The organism is Flavobacterium subsaxonicum WB 4.1-42 = DSM 21790, from assembly GCF_000422725.1.
Lineage (GTDB): Bacteria > Bacteroidota > Bacteroidia > Flavobacteriales > Flavobacteriaceae > Flavobacterium > Flavobacterium subsaxonicum.
Genome location: NZ_KE383912.1, coordinates 68611 through 85411, shown reverse-complemented (window position 1 = coordinate 85411; position 16801 = coordinate 68611). Strand labels below are relative to the sequence as shown.

6 protein-coding genes are annotated in these 16801 nt (G+C 43.8%); all 6 read left to right on the top strand.

Going from position 1 to position 16801, the window contains the following annotated elements:
- The first annotated feature begins 22 nt into the window (after nt 1–22).
- The 6 genes from G509_RS0120240 (at nt 23) to galA (ending at nt 16614) form a co-directional block, all read left to right on the top strand.
- Nucleotides 23–4090: a hybrid sensor histidine kinase/response regulator transcription factor gene (locus G509_RS0120240; protein WP_026993210.1), complete on the top strand. Its 4068-nt coding sequence runs from the start codon at nt 23–25 to the stop codon at nt 4088–4090.
- Between the two features lie 528 nt (nt 4091–4618).
- Nucleotides 4619–7771, top strand: a complete 3153-nt coding sequence (locus tag G509_RS0120235; protein WP_026993209.1) for a SusC/RagA family TonB-linked outer membrane protein — start codon at nt 4619–4621, stop codon at nt 7769–7771.
- Between the two features lie 10 nt (nt 7772–7781).
- Nucleotides 7782–9476 (top strand): RagB/SusD family nutrient uptake outer membrane protein, encoded by a 1695-nt coding sequence (locus G509_RS0120230; RefSeq protein ID WP_026993208.1) that lies wholly within the window; start codon nt 7782–7784, stop codon nt 9474–9476.
- A gap of 69 nt (nt 9477–9545) precedes the next feature.
- On the top strand, nt 9546–11117 hold the full coding sequence (locus G509_RS0120225; RefSeq protein ID WP_026993207.1) for a glycoside hydrolase: 1572 nt from the start codon (nt 9546–9548) through the stop codon (nt 11115–11117).
- 56 nt (nt 11118–11173) lie between these two features.
- Nucleotides 11174–13600, top strand: a complete 2427-nt coding sequence (locus tag G509_RS0120220; RefSeq protein WP_026993206.1) for a glycoside hydrolase family 2 TIM barrel-domain containing protein — start codon at nt 11174–11176, stop codon at nt 13598–13600.
- Between the two features lie 176 nt (nt 13601–13776).
- The gene (galA, locus tag G509_RS0120215; RefSeq protein WP_026993205.1) at nt 13777–16614 is read left to right on the top strand and encodes a beta-galactosidase GalA; all 2838 of its coding nucleotides are present in this window, start codon (nt 13777–13779) and stop codon (nt 16612–16614) included.
- Nucleotides 16615–16801: the final 187 nt, after the last annotated feature.

Sequence of the window (16801 nt, the reverse complement as noted above, 5' to 3'; positions counted from 1 at the left end):
CTGGCATTAAGAAAATACATCCATGAAACCCTATTTTAGTTTACTGCTAACATTACTATTATGGCCCTTTTTTAAATCGGCAGCGCAGGAGTTGCCGGTTAAGTTTCTGGATATCAATCAGGGGCTATCTAATAATTCGGTTATAACCATCCATCAGGACAACAATAGCTTTATGTGGTTTGGTACTTATGATGGGCTTAGCCGTTATGATGGCTATAACTTTAAAGTATACCGAAACCGCATTGGCGATCCTTCATCTTTAGTTACCAACACGGTATATTGCATTCAGGCCGATGCCAAAAACAACATCTGGGTGGGAGGCTCTAAGGGGGCGTGTGTGCTGGACAGGCCTACCGATGTTTTTATTCCGCTAAAATACACATCTACTACTGCTTCAAAAGCAAAAGATATTAAAGGCATAGTACACCAAATAAAACAGGTACAGCCGGGAGTTATTCTTGCTGCTACCCAACAATATGGACTTGTGGCTTTTAACGGAGAATCGTATACCGGTACCCAAATTCCGTTTACTGTGGCAGGCAAAACAAGCACTAATTACGATGTTTTGGCCATACAGCCCATGCCGGCTCAAAAATTTTGCTGGGTGTACATTCGGGATGCCGGCTTGTGCAAATATTACCCTGCTAACCAAAAGCTTATATTAGAATATCTATCACCCATAAAAGCCAATTGCCTTGCATCAGGGGCTAATGGTACGGTATGGATTGGTACCGAAGAAGGCGCCTTTTTATTTGACTCAGTTACGCATACGATTTCGCAAAATTTCATGCCCAATAAAAATAGTGTAACCAATATACTTCCGGAAGATGAAAACCTTTGGATAGCTACCGATGGTGCAGGCATGTACACCTTGTTAAAAGGGTCTAAAACTGCCGTACCTTACAGTACGGTAAGTAATAGCAGGGTGGTTAAAAGCAATTCCGTCTGGAGTTTGTACCGCGATACAAAGGGTAATAAATGGGTGGGCACACTAAGGGGCGGCATTAGCATGATAGGAGCCGTGCCAACATCGTTTAAACACATTAAATATAAAGGTAGCGATGCCGGTAACCTTACCGATAATTTTATTCTTTCTTTTTGCGAAGACGAGAAAAATAACATTTGGATTGGTACCGATGGGGCAGGGCTGCGGTACTGGAACAGAAAAGACAACACTTATACATCGTATAACACAGCTTCCGGCCGTTACACGCTTAGCAGTAACTTTATAACCAGTATAATAAGAGACCAGTCTAACCGAATATGGCTGTCTACCTGGGCGGGAGGGGTAAACCGTATCAATCCGCAAAGTGGGGCTATCGATTATTTATCGTGCTATAATCCCGTTACTAAGCAGGTAGAGAAAAATATATGGCTGGTTTATCAGGATTCTAAAAAAAATATATGGGCAAGCGCCACTAACGAGGGCAGCCTTTACAAATATAATAGCAGTACCGATAAGTTCGACCTTTTTGATGCCACACTTACCAACCTGCAATGCCTTACCGAAACTAAAGACGGTAAACTATGGGGGGGTAATTATACTACGCTCTTTTGTATAGACCCCGTTACCAAAAAACACAACAATTATGATATTGGGTCGCCTGTACGCTCCATTTTAGAAGACACCGGCAACAACTTATGGATAGCCACGCAAGAGGGTGGGCTGCTGTTGTTTGACAGGAAAACCTATAAGTTTTCGCGTTATACTACAGAGAACGGACTACCAAGCAATACCGTGCTACGCCTTTTGCAGGACAAGAATAGCGATGTATGGATGAGTACCTACAATGGCCTTAGCCGGTTGGATATTAAGCAAAAAGTATTCAGGAATTTTTCGCTTACCGATGGTTTGCAGGGCAACCAGTTTAGTTTTAATGCGGGGTTGCAGCTATCATCAGGCGAGTTTATGTTTGGCGGTATAAACGGGTTTAACATCTTTAACCCCGAAGGTATTATAGATGGCAACCATAGCACGCCGCTGCAGTTGGCATCGTTATCGGTAAACAATAAACCCATAGAGCATAACCCTGCTTATGTTACGGGCCGGCAACTGGGGCAGGTAAAAAGTATCGAGATTCCGTTCGACCAGACAACACTTGCCATAGAGTTTGTAGCGCCCGATTATAATAATTCAGATAAAATAAGCTACGCCTATTTGCTTGAAGGCTGGGATGAGCAGTGGACTTATACCGATAACATTCGCAAGGCCAATTACACCCGCCTTTTTGAAGGCAACTATACTTTTAAAGTAAAAACAAAAAACATTAATGGCACCTGGAACAACGCCGTAAGCCTTTTACATATTACAGTTTTACCACCTTGGTACCGTACTTGGTGGGCTTACAGTTTATATGTTATGTTATTTGCAGGCGTAATTTATGCCTACATACGCTACAGTAAAAATAAAGAAAAGCTGCGCTACAATGTTAAGCTCGCCAAAATGGAAAGCAATAAAGAGAAAGAGCTGGCCGAGAAACAGCTGGCTATGTTTACCTACATATCGCATGAGTTCAGGACACCGCTTTCGCTGATAATAAATCCGCTTAAAAAGGCGGTCAAAAATCCGCAGTCAGAAAGTAAAGAACTGGCTTCTAACCTGGCGGTGGCGCATAGAAATGCAAGGCGTCTTTTAAGCCTTGTAGATCAGCTGCTTTTATTCAGAAAGGCAGAGAGCGATGCCGATGCCTTGACTATAAGTGCCATAAATGTAAACCATTTGTGTAACGAGGTGTACCAGTGCTTTGTAAACCAGGCAAAAGAGCAGGACATAACTTTTAAGTTTAAAGCCCATGAAACGGCTGTTGAAATATTTGGCGATTACGAAAAAATTGAGATCGCGCTGTTTAACCTGACCTCCAATTCGTTTAAACATACCCCCGCTGGTGGCAGTATTACATTAGAACTCTTAGAGGCTAATGGTGTAGTATCTATTAGTGTTATAGATACCGGCAGTGGTATAGCGGCGGCCGATATGCCCTTTATTTTCGAGAAGTTCAGGCAATCGGGTGGTGTTAAAGGCCCCGCAAGAGGGTTTGGTATTGGTTTGTTTATTGTTAAGTATTTTACAGAAAAACACAGCGGAACAGTTATTTGCAACAGCGAGCAGGGTAAGGGCAGTACCTTTACGCTTAACTTTTTAAAAGGTTACGAGCACTTTGCCGATTTGCCTATCTCTATCATAAGCCCAAAAATGTCGCAGCTTGTAGAAGAGTTACTGGGCGATACTACCCGCGAAGAAAACAAGCCTGAGCAGAATGTAGAAAACATACCCACTACCGGGGTAGAGATACTAACGGTTAAAAAATCGATACTGGTAATAGATGATAACGCCGAGATACGGGATTACCTCGTGCAGTTATTTAGTCCGCACTATTTAGTATACGCTGCAAAAAATGGTGCCGAAGGTTTAGAAGTTGTTACAAAGCATATACCCGACCTGGTTATAAGCGATATTTCTATGGATGGGATAGACGGCCTGGAGGTGTGCCGCACTATTAAGCAAAATGAGGCCCTGAGCCATATACCGGTTATATTATTAACGGCTACTACCAATCCCGAAATTCATTTACAGGGAATAACCGATGGCGCCGATGATTATATTACCAAGCCATTTGATGCAGATATTTTACAGGCCCGTGTAGATACGCTGCTTAAAAGCAGGGAGAACCTGCGCAGTTACTTTTTAAACAGCATTACACTTAAAGAAAATACCCAAAAAGTACCGGCAGAATATCAGGAGTTTTTAAAAAAATGCATAGAAATTATAGAAGCCAACCTTGATGACAAAGATTTTACCATAAAAACCTTTGCCAAAGCAATGGGCATGAGCCATAGGAGCCTGTATGATAAGATAAAAATAATATCAGGGCAAACCCTTAATGCCTTTATCAGGTCCATACGCCTGCGCAGGGCTGCCTTGCTAATGCTTACCGAAGACATTAACATTGCCCATGCCAGTGCCCAGGTAGGCTTTGAAGACCAGAAATATTTCAGGCAGCAGTTTGCAAAATTGTTTGGCATGAACCCTTCAGACTATATTAAAAAGTACAAGGGTACCTTTAATAAAAACCTAAACATCATTAGGTAATTTTTGAGTGCTTTGCAACTTCAATTTATAATTACTTAACTACATCCTCTTAAATAAAAATATAAGGTTAATGCCTCACGCTAATTAGTAAATTAATGTGAGGTATTTAGATATAATTTTACAACTAAATTGTATTTATCTGATTTTGAGTAGCTAAAAATTATCAATTTTCGAATTTACCACCTATCATTTTCCATTTCACCCTCCTAAAATCCATCATCTTAACTATTACTTTGCAGGTATATCTAAATCACTATAACGATTTAGGTGTTTTTTGAAATACTGAATATAATAAATATCGAATAGTTTGTTAGGCTATAGTTTGGAGTTTTTTACACCTGCCCGCAGGCGGTCATACCTGTGGGCAGTTTAAAATTATAGACCTGATAACAAAAATATTGCTAACCAAATAACCACTTTATCAAACCAAACCAATGTGCCTATGATGTACCTGTAATAAGTACAAACAAATTTGAAAACCAACATTTATTGACCCATAGATGGGAAGAATTCCTAACATTAAATTTTATGAATAACATTACTTTTTTTAAACCTAAAATTGTTTTGCAGGGCTGCATATTTGCCTTGTGCTTGGCAGCTGTAACACAGGAGGCTCAAGCTACAGAAGTTACCGCAAACAAGAGTTCTTATTTTCAGACCACTGTAAAAGGTAAAGTAATTTCTGGCACAGATAAAATGCCTGTTCCCGGCGTTACTGTAATGATTAAAGGCACCACAAATGCTGTAACTACAGATTTTGACGGTAATTACGAAATTGCCATAACAGACCCTAATACGGTTCTTGTTTTTAGCAGTATTGGCTTTGTTGCACAAGAAATTGCCGTAGGCGGGCAAACCAACATATCTATTACCCTTGCCGAAGACGTTAAAACACTTGAAGAAGTTGTAGTTGTAGGTTACGGCGTTAAAAAGAAAGCTACCGTAACAGGATCTATATCTGAGATTAACGGTAAAGAAGTGGCTAAGAGCCCGGCCGTAAATATCTCTAATGGTTTTGCAGGCCGAGTATCTGGGGTTATAGCCAACAATAGGGGTGGAGAACCGGGTTATGATGACTCTTCTATCACCATAAGGGGCCTTGGTACTATGGGTAATAACGATGTACTTGTAGTAGTAGATGGTGTACCCGGACAAATTGGTGGCTTAAGCAGACTATCGGCCCAGGAAATTGAAAGTATTACCGTACTTAAAGATGCATCGGCAGCTATTTATGGTAGCCGTGCTGCAAATGGTGTAATATTGGTAACCACCAAAAAAGGTAAAAAAAGCACTAAAACACAGGTAAGCTATAATTTCGACCAGGGTTTTTCATCGCCAACACGCCTTCCCGATATGGCCGATGCGCCTACATATGCGCAAATTCGTAATGAAATAGCCTATTACAATGCACCGGATCAGGGTATGAACCAGATCTATACCCAACAGGATATCGATATGTTCAGGGATGGGTCTAACCCCGTTACCCACCCTAATACCGACTGGGCTAAAGCAGCTTTAAAAACTACATCGTTACAAAGCCAGCACAACCTTAATGTACAGGGCGGCAGCGAGAGTACTAACTACTTTTTCTCGTTAGGTAAACTGTCTCAGGACGGCCTTTACAGAAACGGTATAGCTAATTACGACCAGTTTAACGTTCGTACAAATATAGATACCCAAATTAACGAGAGGCTTAAAGTGGGGGTTTCGTTATCGGGCCGTAAAGAAGACAGGCAGTTTCCTATACAAAGTGCAGGTAATATATTCCGTGCCATATACAGGGCTTACCCAACCGTTGTGGGCATTTATCCTAACGGATTGCCATCAAGGGGTATAGAAGGCAGCAACCCGCTAATAGATGCTACAAGAACAGCCGGCATTAACGAGAATCCTACATATGTATTTAACGGTATCTTAAGGGGTAGTTACGATTTTGGTTTCCTTAAAGGATTATCAGTAGATGGTTTCTTCTCTGCGGATGTTACAGAGAGCCGTTCTAAAAGCTTCGCTACACCATTTACATTATACACCTATAACGAAGGTACAGATACGTACGATCCAAGTTTATATGGTGGTGGACCTAACCAAAAACCATCGTTATACCAGTCGCAAACAAGTACGTCTCAAAATGTATCTAACATAAAAGTCAACTTTAAGCGCCAGTTTGGCGACCATAACATAGATGCGTTTGTAGGTTATGAGCAAAGCGATTACAAAACAAGTAACTTTAATGCAACACGTTTCAACTTTCCAACAGCATCGCTTCCGGAACTGTCACAAGGTGGTGCTGCAACTGCTGATGCCAGAAATGGTGGCGGATCTTGGAATTATACAAGGCAAAGTTACTTAAGCCGTGTGGCTTATAACTTTCAGGAAAAATTCCTGTTAGACTTACAGGCAAGGGTAGACGGATCGTCTAACTTTCCTAAAGGCAGCCGTTTTGGTTTCTTCCCATCGGTATCTGCAGGTTACAGAATTTCAAAAGAAGATTGGTTTAAGGCAGATGAGGGCTTTTTTAACGATCTTAAAATTCGTGCCTCATGGGGGCAGTTAGGTAACGATAACGTGCCAAATTTCCAGTATTATGATAATTACAGGTTCAATAACCGTTATGTTGTTGGCGATCAGGTGGTATCGGGCATTGACCTTAGAAAATTGGGTAACCCAAACATTACATGGGAAGTTGCAACAAAAACAGATATAGGACTTAATGCCACATTTTTAAAGAACTTTACGTTTGAGGCTATTTATTTTATGCAGGACAGGTCAGACATTCTGTGGGCCAGGAATGGATCTATACCGGGCTCTACAGGAATAGTTAACCCTTATAATGACGATCCACCTAACTATATCCCGTTAGTACCACAAGAAAACATCGGTAAAATGAAGAGTAACGGTATAGAAGCTACATTAGGCTATAGGAAAAATGGCGATTTTAGCTACGGCATATCAGGAAACTTTACCTACGCTAAAAACGAAGTTAAGTATATAGACGAGGCACCGGGACTTTTAGATTACCAAAAACAAACGGGTGCGCAATACAATACCTACCTGCTTTATAATACCGATGGTATCTTCAGGACACAGGAGCAGTTAGATGCTACCCCTCACGTTGAGGGCGCTCAATTAGGAGACCTTGTCTATAAAGATATTAACGGCGATGGCGAGATAACGCCGGATGACATGACAAGGAGTAAATACAGCAACCTGCCACGCATTACGTATGGCCTTGTAATGGATGCTGCCTATAAAAACTTCGACCTGTCGGTAGTATTTGCAGGCCAGGCTCAGGTTAGCCAGTATTTATTAACAGAATCGGGCACAACGGGTAATTTTTACAGCACATGGGCAGATAACAGGTGGAGCCCAAGCAACCCTAATGGTTCATTTCCAAGGGTAGACGAGAGCTCAGGCTCATCTATAAGCGGAGGCCTTTACCGTAACGATTTCTGGCTGCACAATACCTCTTTTGTTAGGCTTAAAAATGTACAGTTAGGGTATACTTTACCAACAGATATTACTCAAAAATATGGTGTTAGCAGCTTTAGGCTGTACCTAAGTGCCTTTAACTTATTTACGCTTACAAAAGTTAAAGATTTTGATCCGGAAGGCAGCAGTGAGAACGGTCAGTTTTATCCGCAGCAAAAAATTGTGAACTTTGGTTTTAACGTTCAATTCTAAAAATTACACTATGAAAAATATTAATATCTTTAAATCTGTAGTGTGCGGTATTGCGGCTTGTGCAGCGCTTACCGGATGCGAAAAAGATTTTCTTGAAACTACTCCTACAGATGTTATTAACAACTCGTCTATACTAACCGATTCTATTTTGTTTGATGCCTATGTAACAAACCGTTACCTTGGTGTAAAGCTAACTAATAAAGAGGGCGACAGTAACCAGCCGGGCTTTGGCCGTGGGTTTGAGTACGGTATGTGGAGCTCGCTAACAGATGAGTCTATTTACAATAATAACGATGATACCTGGCTTATACAACAAGGCCAGCTTGCACCCGAAAACCTTGGTATAGCCGGCACATTCTGGGCAAGGAGCTACCGTAGCATCCGCGAAATTAACTATGCGTTAAACAACATTCAGGATGTAGGCATGAGCCAGAGCCATACCAACCTGCTTATTGCAGAGCTTAAGTTTATACGTGCTTTTAGGTACCACGACCTTATAAGAAATTATGGCGAGGTGGTATTGGTTGGCGACCATGTGGTAGAACTGGGTGATGATTATACAGATCCGGCTTTGTTTAACCGTAGGCCTATTGAAGAGTCTATGGCTTATGTAATTGCCGAGCTTGATGCTGCCGCTGCCGGGCTACCCGTAAGCAACAGTGGCAGTTATGGCGAAGGCCGTGCCACTAAAGGCGCCGCGCTTGCACTTAAATCGAGGTTGCTACTATACGCTGCAAGCCCACTTTATAGCGGTGGCTCTAATACCCAGAAATGGGCAGAGGCTGCTGCAGCTGCAAAAGCTGTTATGGATATGGGCACATACAGCCTGTTTCAGGGTGGTTATGCCGAATTGTTTACCAATCAGCAAAGTAACCAAGAGTATATTTTTGCACGTTTTTACAATATAACAGCCCGTCACCTGGCGTTAGAAATTGCCAACGGCCCTAACGGTTATGGCGGCTGGGGCGGCAATGTACCGTTACAAAACCTTGTAGACGATTACGAAATGACCGATGGTAGCATGTTTAACTGGAGCGACCCTGCACAGGCAGCAGCACCATACGCAAACAGAGACCCTCGTTTTTACGCAACCGTGCTTTATGATGGTGCCCCTTACCGTGGCAGGACAGTAGAGACCTTTAGGCCAGACGGATTAGATAGCCCCGAAGGCCCGGATAACTGGAACTCAAGTAAAACAGGTTACTATCTAAGGAAATTTATCCGCGAAGACCTTCCTATCATCAACCCGTGGGATGTGGCTGGTGTACAAAACTGGATCTACTTCCGCTACGCAGAGATTTTGCTTAACTATGCCGAAGCACAAAACGAGGCTGTAGGCCCTGATGCAAGTGTTTACGAGGCTATAAACGCTATTAGAAGCAGGACGAGCGTTGCAATGCCTGCATTGCCTGCCGGTTTATCTCAAAGCGATATGCGCGACCGTATTCGCCATGAGCGCAGGATAGAGCTTGCTTTCGAAGAGCACCGTTACTATGATGTTAGGCGTTGGATGATTGCATCGCAAACAGAAAACGAGCCTGCACAGGGTATAAGGATTACCAAAGATGGTTCTGGCAACCTGCTGTACGAAATTATGACTGCCCTACAAGGTAAAAGCTTCCAGGAAAAACACTACTGGCTGCCAATTCCAAGAGCAGAGATACTATCGTCTAACAACCAGCTGCCACAAAACCCTGGATATTAAAACTAATGCCGGAGGGCTGCCTAAGGCACCCTCCGGCATTTATAACATTGCTACTCCACTAAAATTACTATGAGATATAACACTATATATTCACAATTTTTCGCAATGCTTTTTGCAGGCCTTTATGGCGCGTGCAGTAGTAGCGATACACCTAAAGAAACCACTCCGCAGGTAGATACTACTACCATTACGCTCAATATAGATGATGCCACAGCGTACCAGACTATAGAGCATTTTGGAGCATCGGATGCGTGGTCGTGCCAGTTTGTGGGCAATTGGCCCGATGCCAAGAAAAACGCAATGGCCGATTTGCTTTTTAGCCAGAATAACGATGCCAATGGCAATCCGTTAGGTATTGGGCTTTCTTTATGGCGTTTTAATGTAGGCGCGGGCAGTGCAGAGCAGGGAACGGGCAGCGGTATTGGCGATGAGTGGCGCAGGGCAGAATCGTTTCTTCAACCTAACGGTCAGTACGACTGGAACAGGCAGCAGGGGCAGGTATGGTTTGCCAATGCAGCCAAACAGCGCAATGTGAGTAACTTGCTAATATTCCCCAACAGTCCGCCGGTAGCGCTCACGCGTAACGGTAAGGCTTTTGCCGATGTTGGCTTACAGTCTAACCTTGCCGCAGATAAGTTTGATGCTTACGCAGAATATCTGTCGGCCGTAACACAGGGCCTTCAGAATATGGGACTTACAGTAAACTACATCAGCCCAATGAACGAGCCACAATGGGATTGGTCTGACGGTGGGCAGGAGGGTACACCTTTCTATAATAACGAGATAGCACAGATAACTACCAAGCTCAACCAAAAATTAGAGCAAAAAAACCTGGCCTCAAAAATTAATGTGGCCGAGGCAGGGCAAATAAACTACCTGTATGAGGTTGGCAACAGGCCGGGAAGATCAGACCAGGTTAAAGATTTCTTTACCACTACATCTCCCAACTACATTGGCAACCTGTCGCATTTAGAAAACGCCATATCAGGGCACAGTTATTTTACTACCTCGCCCTATGATGCATCGGCTACACAAAGGCAGCAGCTTGCTTCGGCGGTAAGCCAAATATCAGGACTTAAATACTGGATGTCAGAGTACTGCATCCTGGGCGATAATGCCGGAGAGATAAACGGCAACGGCCGCGACCTGGGTATAGAGCCGGCATTGTACCTGGCAAAAGTTATCCATCAGGATCTCGCTGTGGCACAGGCAACAGCGTGGCATTGGTGGGTGGCTATTTCTCCATACGATTATAAAGACGGACTTATTTACATAGACAAGCAAAAACAGGATGGCAGCTTTTACCAAAGTAAAATGCTTTGGGCATTAGGCAATTACAGCCGCTTTATCCGTCCCGGCTTTAAGAGGGTAAAGATTGATAACACCCAGAATACTTCGGTCAACAAAAATTTCCTGTATTCATCGTATAAAGACCCATCAACAGGCAAATTGGTAACGGTGGTAATAAACTCCGGCAGCCAGCCGGTAACCTTTAAGTTACAACGCCAAAATGCTAACGTTAACGGTCTTAAGGCGTATGTAACATCGGCCGATAAAAATTTACAGGTACAGGCCATTACCGATGGCGACCCTATTGTTGTACCGGCACATGCCATAGTTACCCTTACAACAGGGCTTTAATAAATACTACCCCCATTAAATAAAAAACCTAATCTAATAACCTAAAAAACAAGATAGTGACTTCTAACAAACTACTATTACTTATCCTGGGTTTATGCTGGTTACCGGCATTTAGCCAGGTTTCTTTTGGCGAACCCCAAAAAATTAACAGCGACTGGAAATTTATTTTAAACGACGCTAAAGACGCCCAGGCAGAAAAATTTGACGATAAAGCCTGGGAGGCTGTAGACCTGCCGCACGACTGGAGTGTTAAAGGGCAGCTTAGCCCAACGTTGGCCAGCTGTACTGGCTATTTACCGGGCGGCATTGGCTGGTACCGCAAATCGCTTGCTGTGCCTGCGGCTAAAAAAGGCCAGAAAGTATACCTTTATTTTGAAGGCGTATACAACAGGAGCGAGGTATTTGTAAATGGGCATTCGTTAGGCAAACGCCCAAATGGCTACATTTCTTTTGCTTATGATGCTACCCCGTACATAAATTACGGTGGCGATAACACTATTGCCGTTAAGGTAGACCACAGCCAAAGTGCTGATTCCCGCTGGTATACCGGCTCTGGTATTTACCGTAACGTTTGGTTGGTCTATGCTAACCCTGTGCACATAGCGCAGTGGGGTGTATATGCCGTGCCTGAAGTTAGCAAAGGCAATGGCACTTTAAGTGTTGAGGTTGAGGTGGAGAACAGTTCGTCTGCCAAAGAAAGTTTAACTATTGTAAACGAGCTTATTGCTAAAGACGGAAAAACCGTTGCAAAAAGCTCTCAGAAATTACAGATAGCAGCTAATAAGAATCAGACAGTTGCAACAAAATTACAGGTTAAAAACGCAAAGCTGTGGGATTTAAATAACCCCAACCTGTACCGTTTAAAAACAACCGTTTTAAAAGATGGCAAGCAAATAGATGCTACAGTAACCACTACAGGTTTCCGTACGTTTACTTTTAATGCCGACAAAGGTTTTGCCCTTAACGGCAAATGGATGAAAATGAAGGGTGTATGCCTTCACCACGACGCCGGTGTACTGGGTTCTGCCGTACCGAGGGATGTCTGGAAAACAAGGCTTCAAACCTTAAAAAGCATAGGCGTTAATGCCATACGTACCAGCCACAATCCGCAATCGCCTGATTTTTATGAACTTTGCGATGAGATAGGTCTTTTAGTACTTAACGAAGCGTATGACGAGTGGGAATATCCTAAGCGTAAATGGCTTACAGGCTGGAATGTAGGTACTCCGGGTTACGAAGGTTCTTTTGATATTTTTGCCCAGTGGGGAGAAAAAGACCTTGAAGATATGGTACGCCGCGACCGTAACCACCTGTCAGTTTTTGGCTGGAGCATTGGTAATGAGGTAGATTACCCTAACGACCCGTACTCGCACCCGGTATTAGCCGGTACATCTGCCACAGGCTTTACACAGGCTATGTACGGTGGTTACAAACCAGATGCACCCGATGCTATGAGGCTGGGTGGCATTGCCAAGCGCCTTGTTGCAGCAGTTAAAAAATACGATAAATCGCGCCCAACTACAGCAGGCCTTGCCGGTGTAGCTATGAGTAACGAGACCGAATATCCTGGTGCTCTTGATATTACAGGGTATAATTATACCGAAAGCAAGTATGACTCCGACCATAAAAAATATCCTAAACGTGTAATTTACGGTAGCGAGAACGTGCACGATATCGAGCCATGGCTTGCCGTTAAAAACAATGAGCATATTTTTGGACAGTTTTTATGGACGGGTATCGATTACCTGGGAGAATCAGGTGCGTGGCCGTCAAGGGGGTTCTATTCAGGGCTTGTAGATTTTGCAGGCCTCATAAAACCAAGGGGTTACTTCCGACAGTCGCTATGGTCTGATAAGCCAATGATCTTTGCCGGTACGTACATTCCACGTGCTAAAGAAAAAGGCTTATCTAAAGATGCATGGCCTTTGTGGAATTACGATAACGGACAGCAGGTTAGGGTGGTAGCTTACACCAATGCCGCTAAAGCCCGCTTAGAGTTAAACGGCAAAGTGGTTGGCGAGGTTAAAAATTACGACCCTAACGTAGGTATCATTTCATGGGACATTCCGTTTGCTGCCGGTAAGCTCGAAGCTATTGGTTTAGATTCTAATAATAAGGAAGTTAGCCGTTATGCTATTACGTCGTCAGACCAACCTGCAACACTTATAATCGACCAGAAAGACGTGGTAATCGACAGGGAGAAAGGCATTGCACAGATAAGGGTACAAGCTGTAGATAAGAACGGTGTGCCGGTAATGCTGGCCGATAACGAGGTTACCTGCACTATAGCCGGACCTGCCAAACTGCTTGGCCTTGAGGCTGGTAACAACAGCGACATGACCGATTATACAGATAACGTGCAGCGTATGTTCCATGGGCATATACTGGCTTACATACAGGCCACAGGCGAAGAAGGTACCGTTACCGTTACTTTTAACAGCCCTTGGCTAAAAACAACATCAGTTACCATCAAAATAAAATAATTTTTATAAATAACTGATATTCAGTTTTTTGCACTCTTATTTTTATAGTCCGCCGGGGTGAATTTCTCACCTCGGCGGATTTTTTTATGCAATTTGACAAAATACTATCAGGTGGTTCAAAATAAAAAGGATATTTTTATAGCGGTTACTTAATCGTTATAATTATATCTTTTTCTATGAAAATTCTCTCCCGCCGCCTTAACTTTATGTGCTTATTTTTATTGGTAACGTGCTATTGTTTAGCACAAAACGGTTCGGTTAGGGAAGATATTATAATAGATCAGGGCTGGCGCTTTTCATTCGGGCACCCCTTTGAAACCGATAAGGATTTTAACCACGGTACGGCCTACTTTTCGTACCTGTCTAAAACCGGCAACGGCGATGGCCCTGCTGCCAAAGCGTTTGACGACCGCGCCTGGAGGCTGCTCAACCTGCCGCACGACTGGGCTGTAGAACAATCGTTTAGCGAAAGCGGCAGCTTTAGCCACGGCTTTAAAACCGCCGGTAAAGGCTTTGCAGACAAGAGTATAGGCTGGTACCGAAAGAAAATAACCCTCCCCGAAGGCGACCTTGGGCGTATCATCTCCTTAAAATTCGATGGTGTTTTTCGTAACTCTAAGGTGTGGTTTAACGGGCATTTCCTTGGTACTGAGGAAAGTGGCTACGACGGTTTTGAGTATGATGTTACCGCTTATGTAAATTATGGTGGCGAAAATACCATAGCCGTGCGCGTAGATGCGTCTATGGAAGAAGGCTGGTTTTACGAAGGTGCCGGTATTTACAGGCATATACATCTGCAAAAGGTTAACCCACTGCATATTAAAACAAATGGAACATACATTACTACCGATATTAAGCCCGGATATGCCTCTGTTAAGGCTCAAATCTCAATCGAAAACAGGGGTACCAATACTATAGCCGGCGATGTAGAAATAGTATCAACGATTGTAGATTCTAAGGGTAAGGAAATTGCTACAAAACAAATCGTGTCGGTGCCAAAACCCTTTAATATTTCACTTTCGGACTCTGAGATTCGCATAAATAACCCCCTTTTATGGGATATCGAAAATCCGAATTTATACCGGTTGGTTACGACCCTAAAACAGGACGGAAAAATCGTGGATATTTACGAAACCACTTTCGGTATCCGAAGCATTCGCTTTGATGCCGAAGAGGGATTTTTTCTTAACGGCAAGCACCTAAAATTGCAGGGCACCAACAACCACCAGGACCATGCAGGGGTGGGTACGGCACTGCCCGATGAGTTGCAGTACTTCCGCATCAAAAAATTAAAAGAAATGGGCTCTAATGCCTACCGCTGCTCGCACCACCCGCCAACGCCAGAGCTTTTAGAGGCCTGCGACAGGCTGGGCATGCTTGTAATAGACGAGACCCGCCTAATGGGCATTAACAATTTGCACCTGGGCGCCATTACCCGCATGATAGAGCGCGACCGCAATCACCCAAGCGTGTTCTGCTGGTCTGTCGGTAACGAGGAGTGGGCCATAGAGGGCAACATAATGGGCGAGCGCATTACCAACACCATGCAGGGCTTTGCCAGGAGCATAGACCCTACACGCCCTGTAACTGTGGGTATTAGCAGCGGGTTTAAGAGCGGGATATCATCGGTGGTAGAGATTATGGGCTATAACTATTTGGGTAACGGCGATATAGATGCCCACCGCAACCAGTTTAAGCAGCAGCCCGGCATGGGTACCGAAGAGGGTTCTACCTTTGCTACCCGTGGCATTTATGTTACCGATGATGCCAAACACTACCAAAACGCTTACGACCGCAAGCCGCGCCCTACCTTTTACAGTATCGAGGAGGGGTGGAAATTTTATGCCACACGCCCTTACTTGGCCGGTATGTTTATCTGGACAGGCTTTGATTACCGTGGCGAGCCTACGCCGTATGGCTGGCCGTCGGTCACCTCATACTTTGGTATGATGGATGTGTGCGGTTTCCCTAAAGATAACGTGTACTACCTAAAATCGTGGTGGGGCAAAGAGCCGGTGCTGCACCTGCTACCGCATTGGAACTGGCAGGGCATGGAAGGCAAAGAGATAGATGTATGGGCGTATTCTAACTGCGATGAAGTAGAGCTTTTCCTGAACAATAAAAGCCTGGGCAAGAAGAAAATGGAGCAATACGGCCACCTGGAGTGGAAGGTTGCCTACCAACCCGGAACGCTGGAGGCTGTTGGCTATAAGAACGGCAAAAAAGTGCTGACCGAAACACAAAAAACTACGGCTAAGCCCGAAAAGATAAAGCTTACACCCCATAAGCCAAGGCTTACCAACGCGACCGACGTTGCTGTTGTAACCGTTGAGGTAGCCGATAAAAACGGCCTGCATGTACCTACAGCGGGCGATGAGATTAATTTTAGTATTAAAGGCGGCGGCAGGATAATAGGGGTAGGCAACGGCGACCCAACATCGTTAGAGAATGATAAGTTTATAGATGCTATTAACCTTGTGTCGATTACAGGGTTTAAAGAGCAGGCACTTACAACGGCCACGTTGCCGCAACAGCTGCCATCGTACCCTGAAAACGCCTGGAAAGAAGCCTTTAAAGACAGGGACTACAAAAATCTGGCTGCCGCATACGTGTACCGCGGGCAGTTTAACGTGGCAAGCAAGTCGAAAACCGATGTGGTTAGCTTCTTTTACCAAAAGGTAGGGGTAGATGCGGTGGTGTTTGTAAACGGCACTAAAGTTACCGCTACTGCCGATGATGCCCAAAAATATGTACTGAATGCCGACCTGCTTAAGCAGGGTGCTAACACCATACACATTGTTGCAACGCCGGTGCATAAAGTTAAGGACTGGGATGTAATAAATGCCAACCCGGGTGTTATACAAATAGTAACACCATCAGAACCCTACAAACGCAAACTGTTTAGCGGCTACGCCCAGATAATTGTACAGGCCGATGGCAGCGGTAAAGAGATCATCCTTTCGGCTACAGCCAAAGATGTTAAGGCGGGTACATTAGCCATTCCTGTAAAGTAATTGCGGTTGTAAGTATTTTATTGCAACTAATTGAATACATTCACTTTTAAGTTGAATGTATCATGAAAAGCCCTATTGCTAAGAATACCTTTAAAACACTAAAACTAACGCTGCTATTTTGCTTTCTGGCACTATTGCTACATTCGTGCATCAGTAGCTATATTGGTTACAATGGTTATGAAAAATG